This is a genomic window from Bacillus sp. FSL K6-2944 (genome assembly GCF_038005385.1).
Taxonomy (GTDB): domain Bacteria; phylum Bacillota; class Bacilli; order Bacillales; family Bacillaceae_G; genus Bacillus_A; species Bacillus_A cereus.
In genome coordinates this window covers 2639416-2651632 of the sequence record NZ_JBBOTE010000001.1, presented here as the reverse complement: position 1 = coordinate 2651632, position 12217 = coordinate 2639416, and the positions used below count along the sequence as shown (strand labels likewise).

Sequence of the window (12217 nt, the reverse complement as noted above, 5' to 3'; positions counted from 1 at the left end):
AGGAGGAAAATCTGTGTCAATTCAAAAAATTGATGGAAAACGTTTATCACAAATGATCATGCAAGGAGCGAATAATTTAACAAATAATGTTCAGCTTGTTGATGCATTAAACGTATTTCCAGTTCCAGATGGCGATACCGGTACAAACATGAACTTATCTATGACTTCAGGTGCGCGTGAAGTGAAAGCAAATCCTTCACAGCATGCTGGTAAAGTCGGCGTAAGTTTAGCCAAAGGATTATTAATGGGAGCTCGTGGTAACTCTGGAGTTATTTTATCTCAGTTGTTCCGTGGTTTCTCTAAATCCATTGAACAAAAAGAAGAATTAACAACAGTTGATTTTGCTGCAGCACTAGAAGCTGGAGTAGAGGCGGCTTATAAAGCGGTTATGAAACCGATTGAAGGAACGATTTTAACGGTTGCAAGAGAAACGGGTAAATATGCAGTAACAGTTGCGAAAAAACAGCGCGACTTTGTTTTGTTTATGGAAGACGTTGTGAAAGAAGCAAACGCATCGTTAAATCGTACGCCAGATTTATTACCTGTATTAAAACAAGTTGGCGTTGTAGATAGCGGTGGTAAAGGTCTTGTAGTGGTATACGAAGGGTTTTTAGCTGACTTAAAAGGAGAAACGATTTCTTCTGATGGACCGACGCAACCATCTATGAATGAAATGGTACGCGCAGAACATCACCGTAGTGTACAAAGCCAATTGAGTACAGAAGATATTAAGTATGGATATTGTACGGAGTTCATGGTGAAATTAGAGGCTGAAAAGGTGAAAGAGCATAATTTCTCTGAACAAAAATTCCGTGAAGATATTAGTGTATATGGTGATTCTCTACTAGTTGTGTCTGATGATGAAATTGTAAAAGTTCATATCCATGCAGAACATCCTGGAGACGCTATGAACTACGGGCAAAAATACGGTAGTTTAATTAAGATTAAAGTAGAAAATATGCGTGAACAGCATACTGCTTTGTTAGATGAACCTACTATGGTTCCTGAGCAACCAGCTCAATCGAAAGAAAAACAACCATATGGTATCGTAACTGTAGCTATGGGTTCTGGTATTAAAACTTTATTTGAGAGCATTGGCGCAACGAAAGTTATCGAAGGCGGTCAAACGATGAATCCAAGTACGGAGGATATCGTGAAGGCAATTGAAGAAGCAAATGCTGAAAAAATCATTATTTTACCGAATAACGGAAATATTGTAATGGCAGCAGAACAAGCGGCATCAGTTGTAGATCAAGAAGTTATTGTTGTTCGTTCGAAAACAGTTCCTCAAGGTATGGCAGCAATGTTAGCATTTAACCCAGTTGGAACGTTAGAAGAGAATGAAGAAAACATGCAAGAAGCTTTATCTCATGTGAAAACAGGTCAAATTACGTATGCTGTACGTGATACGGAAATTGATGGTGTAGCAATTCAAAAAGATGATTTCATGTGTATTGCAGATGGGAAAATTGTATCTACAAATGCTGAAAAGGTAGGAGCTGCGAAGCAATTACTAGAAGCGCTTATTGATGAAGATTCTGAAATCGTAACGATTCTACAAGGGGAAGATGCAACTGATGAAGAAGTAGCGGAGTTAGTTGAATTTGTAGAAGAGAAATTTGAAGATGCAGAAGTAGAAGTACATGCTGGAAACCAACCAGTGTATTCTTTCATCTTCTCTGTAGAATAAGATAAGATTCGTTTTGAAAATAAATGGATTACTTACTTGCTAATGGATAAGAAGTAGTAATATGAAGTTTATTACTAGTTTTTATTCAAAAGGCTAGCATATTGAAGAGAGAAAAGAGCCTTGCTGCTAATAGTGAGGCTCTTTTTTACTTGTTTTATATAAGGGATTTGAGTAGTTTCTCTTAGAATGCCTATGATAGAATATATAAGGTGAAAGAGAGCGATTACAGATGCTAATTGGTACTCAAATAAAATGCAATAAAGAAAATAATGTGACGGGGTGTGAGAATCTTGAATGATGTTGTACAAGTTCCTGTTACGGATGTAAAGGGGATCGGAGGAGAAACATCTGAGTTACTACATGAGATGGGTATTTATACAGTTTCTCATCTATTAGAACATTTTCCGTACCGTTATGAAGATTATGCGATGAAAGATCTTGCTGAAGTAAAGCATGATGAACGTGTAACGGTTGAAGGGAAGGTTCATAGTGCTCCTTTGCTGCAATATTATGGTAAGAAGAAATCGCGTTTAACAGTTCGTGTTCTCGTCGGTCGTTATTTAATTACGGCGGTATGTTTTAATAGGCCTTACTATAAGCAAAAATTAAAGTTAGATGAAACGATAACGATTACTGGTAAATGGGATCAACATCGTCAAACAATTGCTGTATCAGAACTTCATTTTGGACCGGTTGTACGTCAACAAGAAGTGGAACCTGTTTATTCAGTAAAGGGGAAACTTACAGTAAAACAGATGCGTCGTTTTATTGCTCAAGCGTTAAAGGAATATGGAGATTCTATAGTCGAAGTGTTACCGGATGGTTTGTTAGGGCGATATAAATTATTACCAAGATATGAAGCGCTCAGGGCATTGCATTTTCCGGTAGGACAGGAAGATTTGAAGCAAGCGCGTCGCCGTTTTGTATATGAAGAATTTTTCTTATTTCAGCTGAAAATGCAAACGCTCCGGAAAATGGAGAGGGAAAATTCAAAAGGGACGAAGAAAGAGATTCCGTCAGCAGAATTACAAGAATTTATCGATGCACTGCCGTTTCCATTAACGGGTGCGCAGCGCCGAGTTGTAGATGAAATTTTGAAAGATATGACATCTCCTTATCGGATGAACCGACTATTGCAAGGTGACGTTGGTTCTGGGAAAACAGTTGTTGCTGCGATTGGTCTTTATGCATCGAAATTAGCTCATTATCAAGGTGCTTTAATGGTTCCTACAGAAATTTTAGCTGAGCAACATTATCAGTCGCTTGCTGAAACGTTTTCGCATTTTGGTATGAAGGTGGAACTGTTAACAAGTTCTGTTAAAGGGGCGAGACGTCGAGAAATTTTAGCGAAGTTAGAACAAGGAGAAATAGATATTCTTGTTGGAACGCATGCCTTAATTCAAGATGAAGTTATATTTCATAGGTTGGGTCTCGTTATTACAGATGAACAGCATCGATTTGGTGTAGCGCAGCGCCGAGTTTTACGGGAGAAAGGTGAAAGTCCAGATGTATTATTTATGACAGCGACACCAATTCCGCGTACGCTTGCAATTACTGCATTTGGAGAGATGGATGTTTCGATAATCGATGAGATGCCAGCAGGTAGAAAGGTGATTGAAACATACTGGGCAAAACATGATATGTTAGATCGCGTTCTCGGTTTCGTTGAAAAGGAGATAAAAAAAGGAAGACAGGCATACGTTATTTGTCCTCTAATTGAAGAATCTGAGAAACTTGATGTGCAAAATGCTATCGACTTACATAGTATGCTGACGCATCATTACCAAGGGAAATGCCAAGTTGGATTGATGCATGGGAGATTATCGTCTCAGGAAAAAGAAGAGATAATGGGACAGTTTAGTGAAAATAAAGTACAAATTCTTGTATCGACAACAGTTGTTGAAGTAGGTGTGAACGTACCGAATGCGACTGTAATGGTTATTTATGATGCAGAACGTTTCGGTTTATCGCAGCTTCATCAGCTTAGAGGGCGTGTCGGCCGTGGTAGTGAACAATCATATTGTTTATTAATAGCAGACCCTAAATCAGAAACAGGGAAAGAAAGAATGCGCATAATGACTGAAACAAATGATGGATTTGTATTGTCAGAAAAAGATTTAGAATTACGAGGTCCTGGAGATTTCTTTGGGAGTAAGCAAAGTGGCTTACCAGAATTTAAGGTTGCTGACATGGTACATGATTATCGAGCGTTAGAAACGGCAAGGCAAGATGCGGCGATACTAGTAGATTCAGAAGCGTTTTGGCACAATGATCAGTATGCTGCCTTGCGTACGTATCTTGATGGGACAGGTGTGTTCCAAGGAGAGAAGCTCGATTAAAGGGAGTCAACAAAAGTTTTTGTTGCATTCTACTTTTAATGATTATATACTACTGTTAGTACCTAGTCATAAAAATGGATGGTGCGGTATGAAAAAAAGAAGAAGTAAAAAAGAAAGACAAGAGTTATTACAACAAACAATCGAATCAAATCCTTTTATTACGGATGAAGATTTAGCGGAAAAATTTCAAGTGAGTATACAAACGGTACGACTTGATCGTATGGAATTGTCTATTCCTGAATTAAGAGAGAGAATTAAACATGTAGCTACAAAGCAACATGAAGAAGATGTGAAATCTTTACCGTTAGAAGAGGTTGTTGGAGAAATTATTGATATTGAATTAGATAGACATGCAATCTCTATCTTTGAAGTAAAGATAGAACATGTATTTAAAAGAAATCAAATCGCTCGTGGGCATCATCTGTTTGCGCAAGCAAACTCACTAGCTGTTGCGGTTATTGATGAAGAATTAGCTTTAACTGCAAAGTCTACCATTCGATACATTCGCCCTGTAAAATTAGGAGAGCGTGTTGTTGCAAAAGCGCGCGTTGAAGATGTAGAGAATGATAAAGGACGGACGGTTGTCAAAGTGCGTAGCTTCGTTGGAGAAGAACTTGTTTTTACAGGCACTTTTGAAATGTATCGATCTAGTAATTATAGTGAGGAAGGTAACAACTTATGAAAATCGCAATAGATGCAATGGGCGGAGATCACGCTCCAAAGGCTGTAGTATTAGGGGCAATGAAAGCTATTAAGGAATATTCTGATTTACATATTACGTTAGTAGGGAAAGAAGAGGAAATTCGTCAATACTTAACGAGTGATGAACGAATTACTATTCTTCATACAGACGAAAAAATAGAATCAACGGAGGAACCAGTAAGAGCGGTTCGTCGAAAAAAACAAGCTTCAATGGTGCTTGCGGCACAACAAGTAAAGGATGGAGAAGCAGACGCTTGTATATCCGCAGGTAGTACAGGAGCTTTAATGGCAGCTGGATTATTTGTAGTCGGTCGTATGGAAGGAATTGAGAGACCAGCTTTATCGCCTACAATGCCAACTGTAGATGGAAAAGGTTTTGTTATGTTAGATGTTGGAGCAAATGTTGATGCAAAACCAATTCATTTATATCAATATGCAGTAATGGGATCTGTTTATGCTGAGAAGGTAAGAGGAATTGAAAATCCTCGCGTTGGACTATTAAACGTTGGAACAGAGGATGGAAAAGGAAACGAGCTTTCAAAGCAAGTATTTGCAATGCTTAAAGATGCGCCAATTAATTTCGTGGGGAACGTTGAATCAAGAGATTTATTGCAAGGTGTAGCAGATGTTGTTGTATGTGATGGTTTTACAGGGAATGTAGCGTTGAAATCATTAGAGGGAACAGCACTTGCGCTATTCTCTATGTTGAAAGAACAGTTAATGAGTTCATTTACGAGCAAATTAGCAGCGGCGGTATTAAAGCCAAAACTTATGGTATTAAAAGATAAAATGGATTATTCGGAGTATGGAGGAGCTGCATTATTTGGATTGAAAGCACCTGTCATTAAGGCTCACGGTTCTTCTAATGATCAGTCGATATTTAGTGCGATTCGTCAAACGAGAGAAATGGTAGCGAAAGAAGTAATTCCTACGATTTCAAGCGTAATGGAGAAAGAGTCACTCCAATAAGAGGAGGATTTGAAATGGGAAAAATAGCATTTCTTTTTCCGGGCCAAGGTTCACAGGCAGTTGGAATGGGTAAACAATTAGCAGAGAATAATAAAGAGGTTGCAAAAGTGTTTGCAAAAGCAGATGAGGTGTTGGAAGATTCACTTTCAGAAGTGATTTTTGAAGGACCGCAGGAAAAGCTTACATTAACAACAAATGCGCAGCCTGCATTATTAACAACGAGTTTTGCTATTTTGACAGCTTTGAAAGAGTATGACATTACACCTGACTTTGTCGCTGGTCATAGTTTAGGTGAATATAGTGCTCTTGTAGCAGCTGGTGCATTAACTTTTGAAGATGCTGTATATGCTGTAAGGAAACGTGGCGAATATATGGAAGAAGCTGTTCCGGGCGGGGAAGGCGCAATGGCAGCTATATTAGGTGCTGACCCACATATGCTGAAACAAGTTACAGAAGAAGTAACAAGTGAAGGATATGCAGTGCAAATCGCTAATATGAATAGTACGAAGCAAATTGTGATTTCTGGAACGAAGCAAGGCGTAGAGGTTGCTTCTCAAAGAGCGAAAGAAAATGGTGCAAAGAGAGCGATTCCACTAAAAGTAAGTGGGCCATTCCATTCTTCACTTATGAAGCCGGCAGCTGAGAAGTTCCAAAGTGTTTTAAATGAAATTACAATTCATGACACGAATATTCCTGTTATTGCAAATGTTACGGCGGAAGTTATTACACGGGGTGCAGACATTCAAGAAAAGTTAATCGAACAGCTTTATTCGCCTGTATTATGGTACCCGTCTATTGAATATATGGTGAACCAGGGAGTAGATACATTTATTGAAATTGGACCTGGAAAAGTACTTGCTGGACTTATGAAGTCAATTGATTCATCAGTAAAAGCATATGCGATATACGATGAAGAGACATTAAAAGATACCATTTCAAATTTGAGAGGAGAAAACTGATGTTAAAAGGGAAGGTAGCATTAGTAACTGGCGCTTCACGTGGAATTGGTCGCGCGATTGCGATTGATTTAGCGAAACAAGGGGCAAATGTAGTAGTAAATTATGCTGGTAATGAACAAAAAGCAAATGAAGTAGTAGATGAAATTAAAAAATTAGGTTCTGATGCAATTGCGGTAAGAGCAGATGTTGCAAATGCTGATGATGTTACAAATATGGTGAAACAAACAGTAGATACATTTGGACAAGTTGATATTCTTGTAAATAATGCTGGTGTAACTAAAGATAATTTATTAATGCGTATGAAAGAAGAAGAATGGGATACAGTTATTAATACAAACTTAAAAGGTGTATTCTTATGTACAAAAGCAGTATCTCGTTATATGATGCGTCAACGTCACGGTAGAATTATAAACATCGCTTCGGTTGTTGGTGTTATAGGAAACCCAGGACAAGCTAACTATGTTGCTGCTAAAGCGGGTGTTATTGGATTAACAAAAACATCTGCAAAAGAGTTAGCAAGTCGAAATATTACAGTGAATGCAATTGCGCCGGGCTTTATTGCGACTGATATGACGGATGTACTAGATGAGAATATTAAAGCCGAAATGTTAAAAGTTATTCCAGCTGCTCAATTTGGTGAAGCGAAAGATATCGCGAATGCTGTAACGTTTTTTGCTTCTGATCAAAGCAAATATGTTACAGGTCAAACGTTAAATGTTGATGGCGGTATGGTAATGTAATAAAAGAATCGATTTCACCTAGTTTTTTTGGTCAATATTTAATATAATATTTGAGGGGAGGTGAATGGAATGGCAGATGTTTTAGAGCGCGTAACAAAAATCATCGTTGATCGTTTAGGAGTAGAAGAGACTGAGGTAGTACCAGCTGCAAGCTTCAAGGAAGATTTAGGAGCAGACTCCCTAGATGTAGTAGAACTTGTAATGCAATTAGAAGATGAATTCGAAATGGAAATTTCTGATGAAGATGCTGAAAAGATTGCTACTGTTGGCGATGCTGTGACTTACATAGAGAGTCATCTATAATGCTTAAGTGAAGTCCCGTTTTTTAGCGGGGCTTTCTGGCTTATATCTGGAGGGACCTATGCCGTACCGAAAATATAGAGAAAAAAAATACGAAACAAAATATCGTGAAGCATTTAAAGTGTTTCAAGAAAAGATAGGTATTACGTTTACAGATGAAAAATTATTGATTCAAGCATTTACGCATTCATCGTATGTGAATGAGCATCGAAAAAAACCGCATGAAGATAATGAGCGTCTTGAATTTCTTGGAGATGCAGTATTGGAACTGACTGTATCGCAGTATCTGTTTCAAAAATATCCGACAATGAGCGAAGGAGAGTTAACAAAACTACGTGCAGCTATTGTATGTGAGCCATCTCTTGTTCGTTTTGCGAACGAATTGTCATTTGGTAGCCTTGTTTTATTAGGAAAAGGTGAAGAAATGACAGGTGGACGTGAACGACCAGCTTTATTAGCGGATGTCTTTGAAGCGTTTATTGGTGCCCTTTATCTTGATCAAGGGCTAGAAACAGTTTGGGAATTCTTAAAAGAAATTGTATATCCGAAAATTAATGAGGGTGCTTTTTCTCATGTGATGGATTATAAGAGTCAGTTGCAAGAATTGATTCAGCGTGATGGCAGTGGCAATGTTGAGTATCAAATTTTGCAAGAAAAAGGACCAGCTCACAATCGAGAATTTGTGTCACGTGTTACGTTAAATAACGTAGCTTTAGGTCTTGGTAGTGGTAAGTCGAAAAAAGAAGCAGAGCAACAAGCTGCTGCAGAAGCATTGAAAAAATTAAAAGAACAACTATAAGGAATCCCCCTTTGAATGAGGGGGATTCCTTGTGCATAGAATGAAACTTTCTTTTTGTTTATAATGAAAAAGAAGGTAAATCCGTATAATACTTGTTTTTGTATAGAGAACATTTATAACGACGGAGAATAGGAGGAAGGCCTTTCGTGTTTTTAAAAAGATTAGAAATAGCAGGGTTTAAGTCTTTTGCTGAGCGTGTATCTGTTGATTTTGTCCCAGGTGTAACTTCTGTAGTAGGACCTAATGGAAGCGGGAAAAGTAATATTACTGATGCAATTCGCTGGGTACTTGGTGAACAATCTGCAAAATCATTACGTGGTGCAAAGATGGAGGATATTATTTTTGCAGGCAGTGATACGAGGAGAGCGGTTAATGTTGCTGAAGTAACAATAACTTTAAATAATGAAGATCAACGTTTACCAATTGAATACAATGAGGTGTGTGTAACACGTCGTGTATCTCGTTCAGGTGATAGTGATTTTTATATTAATAAACAATCATGTAGATTGAAAGATATTATCGATTTATTTATGGACTCTGGTATGGGAAGAGAAGCTTTTTCAATTATTAGCCAGGGGAAAGTGGAAGAGATTTTAAGTAGTAAGTCAGAAGAGCGTCGAGGTGTATTTGAAGAAGCGGCAGGCGTACTAAAATACAAACTTCGCAAAAAGAAAGCTGAAGGGAAATTAGCAGAAACACAAGAAAACTTAAATCGTGTACAAGATATAATTCATGAATTAAGTAGTCAAGTAGAACCTTTAGAAAGACAAGCTTCTATTGCGAAAGATTATCTTGAGAATAAAGAAGAATTAGAGAAAGTAGAAGCTGCGCTTATTGTCCATGAAATTGAAGAATTGCACGAGAAATGGGAAGCGCTTCGAAATCAGTTTGGGCATAATAAAAACGAAGAAGCTAAAATGTCAACGAATTTACAAAAAAGTGAAGAAGAGCTTGAGGAATTACGAGGACAATTACAAGCGGTAGATGAGTCTGTAGACTCGTTGCAAGAAGTACTTCTTCTTTCTAGTAAAGAGCTAGAAAAACTTGAAGGGCAGCGCGAGTTGTTAAAAGAGAGAAAGCAAAATGCTACGACGCATTGTGCGCAACTTGAGCAGTTAATTGTTGAATTAACAGAGAAAGCTAAAAGTTACGATGGTGAGATTGAGTCAAGTACAGAAGCTTTAATGCAATTTGTGAATGAAGTAAAAGAGTTGGAGCAAAAATTGCATGATAATGAGCAACTGCTTGCTACTTTTGCTGACAATTTAGAGGAACAGATTGAGAATTTAAAAGGTGACTATATTGAGCTTTTAAATCAACAAGCTAGTCATCGTAATGAATTATCTATGATTGAAGAACAATCTAAACAGCAAACGTCTAAAAACGAGCGTCTAGATGAAGAGAATGCGAAATATGTAGAAATGCGTATGGAAATTACAGCGAAAAAGACGAAACTTGTAGAAAGTTACGAACAAGCGAAAGAAAAAGTAGCTGGCATTCTCTCAAACATACAGAAGACAGAGGCGGCGCTTGGGAAATGTAAGACGCAGTATAGTGAAAATGAAACAAAACTGTATCAAGCATATCAATTTGTGCAACAGGCACGTTCTCGAAAAGAAATGCTTGAAGAGATGCAAGAAGATTATTCTGGATTCTATCAAGGTGTACGTGAAGTATTGAAAGCTAGAGAAAATAGGTTGCAAGGTATCGAGGGTGCTGTTGCGGAACTGTTAACGGTACCGAAAGAATACGAAGTTGCAATGGAAATTGCTCTAGGTGCAGCGATGCAGCATATTGTTGTACAAACAGAGGAGCATGCTCGTAATGCGATAGCATTTTTAAAGCAAAATAAACATGGACGTGCAACGTTTTTACCGCAAGCTGTTATTAAAAGCAGGTCTTTATCATTTGAGCAATTACGCATTGCAAATCAACACCCATCGTTTGTAGGTGTGGCGGCAGAACTTGTGCAGTACAACAATAAATATGAAAATGTAGTTTCAAATTTATTAGGTACGGTTATTGTTGCGAAAGATTTACGCGGAGCAAATGAGTTGGCGAAACAACTGCAATACCGTTATCGCATTGTAACAATCGAAGGTGATGTAGTGAATCCTGGCGGTTCTATGACTGGTGGGGCGGTAAAGCAAGCGAAATCTTCTTTATTAGGACGCCAACGTGAACTGGAAGAGTGGACTCGCAAGTTAACTGATATGGAAGAAAAAACAATGAAGTTAGAAAACTTTGTTAAAGCAGTAAAACAAGAGATTCAAGAAAAAGAAGTGAAAATACGCGAACTAAGGCAAACTGTAGAAGTAGATCGTGTAGATGAGCAGAAATTAAGAGAAGAGATTAATCGTCTAGAATTAGAAGAACATCGTATTAATGATCGATTGTCTATTTATGATTTAGAGATTGAAGGGTTTTTACAAGATCGAGTAAAAATGCAAGGGCGTAAAGAGGAGTTAGAAGGGATTTTAACGAATCTTCAAGCTGATATCACTAAGTTAGATAGTAAAATTGTAGCTTTAACAAAACAAAAAAGTGAGCAACATTCTTCGAAAGAAAAAGTTCAAAAAGAAATGACGGAGTTAAAAGTGCTGGTAGCTGAAAAGCAACAACGCTTATTTAATCAAAAAGAAAAAGTTGAACGATTGACGAAGGAAAAAGAAGAAACGGATGCGACACTTGTAAAAACGAAAGAGGATTTAGCGTTCTTAAAACAAGAAATGACATCTAATTCAAGTGGTGAAGAGCAAATTACGAATATGATTGAGAAGAAAGCATATGATCGTAATCAAACTTCAGAATTAATTCGCTCTCGTCGTGAACAACGTGTATCGTTGCAAGAGAGGGTAGAACATTTAGAGCGCAATTTGAAAGAAACGACAGGTAAACATAAATATATTCTTGAAATGTTGAAAGATCAAGAAGTGAGAATAAATCGACTTGATGTAGAGTTGGAAAATAGATTACAACATTTACGTGAAACATATACGATTTCATTTGAAGCGGCAAAACTAAAATATACAATGACAATGCCTGCAGAAGATGCGCGTAAGAAAGTAAAATTAATCAAATTATCTATAGAAGAGTTAGGTACAGTGAACCTAGGGGCAATTGATGAATATGAACGTGTAGCGGAGCGTCATACATTCTTACTAGAGCAGAGAGACGACCTAGAAGAAGCGAAAGCGACATTGCACCAGCTTATTACCGAAATGGATGAAGAAATGAAAAAACGCTTTTCTACTACGTTTGAAGGCATTAGAATGGAGTTTCAATCGGTATTCTCTGAATTATTTGGAGGCGGTAGAGCGGATTTAGTAATGACTAATCCAGAGGATTTACTAAATACGGGTATTGATATTGTAGCACAACCGCCAGGGAAGAAACTGCAGAACTTAGGTTTACTTTCAGGTGGAGAGCGTGCTTTAACAGCAATTGCGCTTTTATTTGGTATTTTAAAAGTACGCCCAGTACCATTCTGTGTACTAGATGAGGTAGAGGCAGCCCTTGATGAGGCGAATGTAGCTCGTTTTGCACAGTATTTAAAGAAATTCAGTAATGAGACGCAGTTTATTGTAATTACACATAGAAAAGGTACAATGGAAGAGTCTGATGTGTTGTACGGTGTAACAATGCAAGAATCAGGGGTATCTAAACTTGTTTCGGTTCGTTTAGACGCCGGAGAAGAACTTATTGCAAGTGAATAGGAA

The 12217-nt window shown here is 37.8% G+C and carries 9 protein-coding genes; all 9 read left to right on the top strand.

The features are described from left to right. Nucleotides 1-13: 13 nt before the first annotated feature. The 9 genes from MHH55_RS13295 (at nt 14) to smc (ending at nt 12214) form a co-directional block, all read left to right on the top strand. Complete coding sequence (locus MHH55_RS13295; protein ID WP_078186358.1) at nt 14-1690, top strand: DAK2 domain-containing protein; 1677 nt, start codon at nt 14-16, stop codon at nt 1688-1690. A gap of 290 nt (nt 1691-1980) precedes the next feature. Further along, nucleotides 1981-4029: an ATP-dependent DNA helicase RecG gene (recG, locus tag MHH55_RS13290; protein ID WP_001000816.1), complete on the top strand. Its 2049-nt coding sequence runs from the start codon at nt 1981-1983 to the stop codon at nt 4027-4029. A gap of 88 nt (nt 4030-4117) precedes the next feature. Beyond that, nucleotides 4118-4711 (top strand): transcription factor FapR, encoded by a 594-nt coding sequence (gene fapR, locus MHH55_RS13285; protein WP_000747348.1) that lies wholly within the window; start codon nt 4118-4120, stop codon nt 4709-4711. After that, the gene (gene plsX / locus MHH55_RS13280) at nt 4708-5700 is read left to right on the top strand and encodes a phosphate acyltransferase PlsX (protein ID WP_000684100.1); all 993 of its coding nucleotides are present in this window, start codon (nt 4708-4710) and stop codon (nt 5698-5700) included. Before fapR ends, plsX begins: the two co-directional genes overlap by 4 nt. 14 nt (nt 5701-5714) lie before the next feature. Then, nucleotides 5715-6659: an ACP S-malonyltransferase gene (gene fabD / locus MHH55_RS13275; RefSeq protein WP_000515899.1), complete on the top strand. Its 945-nt coding sequence runs from the start codon at nt 5715-5717 to the stop codon at nt 6657-6659. Further along, complete coding sequence (gene fabG, locus MHH55_RS13270) at nt 6659-7399, top strand: 3-oxoacyl-[acyl-carrier-protein] reductase (RefSeq protein ID WP_000911773.1); 741 nt, start codon at nt 6659-6661, stop codon at nt 7397-7399. The genes fabD and fabG overlap by 1 nt, the downstream gene beginning before the upstream one ends. A 69-nt stretch (nt 7400-7468) precedes the next feature. After that, nucleotides 7469-7702 carry an acyl carrier protein gene (acpP, locus tag MHH55_RS13265; protein ID WP_000786062.1) on the top strand — a complete coding sequence of 78 codons (234 nt, stop codon included), beginning with the start codon at nt 7469-7471 and terminating at the stop codon, nt 7700-7702. A 58-nt stretch (nt 7703-7760) separates the two neighbouring features. Further along, nucleotides 7761-8498 (top strand): ribonuclease III, encoded by a 738-nt coding sequence (gene rncS, locus MHH55_RS13260; RefSeq protein WP_001146875.1) that lies wholly within the window; start codon nt 7761-7763, stop codon nt 8496-8498. A gap of 146 nt (nt 8499-8644) precedes the next feature. Next, the gene (gene smc, locus MHH55_RS13255; RefSeq protein WP_000478973.1) at nt 8645-12214 is read left to right on the top strand and encodes a chromosome segregation protein SMC; all 3570 of its coding nucleotides are present in this window, start codon (nt 8645-8647) and stop codon (nt 12212-12214) included. Nucleotides 12215-12217: the final 3 nt, after the last annotated feature.

What these genes read in the sequence shown, in the direction of transcription:
- fapR (WP_000747348.1), top strand. Translation starts at nt 4,118, where the DNA reads ATGAAAAAAAGAAGAAGTAAAAAAGAAAGACAAGAGTTATTACAACAA.
- plsX (WP_000684100.1), top strand. Translation starts at nt 4,708, where the DNA reads ATGAAAATCGCAATAGATGCAATGGGCGGAGATCACGCTCCAAAGGCT.
- fabD (WP_000515899.1), top strand. Translation starts at nt 5,715, where the DNA reads ATGGGAAAAATAGCATTTCTTTTTCCGGGCCAAGGTTCACAGGCAGTT.
- fabG (WP_000911773.1), top strand. Translation starts at nt 6,659, where the DNA reads ATGTTAAAAGGGAAGGTAGCATTAGTAACTGGCGCTTCACGTGGAATT.
- acpP (WP_000786062.1), top strand. Translation starts at nt 7,469, where the DNA reads ATGGCAGATGTTTTAGAGCGCGTAACAAAAATCATCGTTGATCGTTTA.
- rncS (WP_001146875.1), top strand. Translation starts at nt 7,761, where the DNA reads ATGCCGTACCGAAAATATAGAGAAAAAAAATACGAAACAAAATATCGT.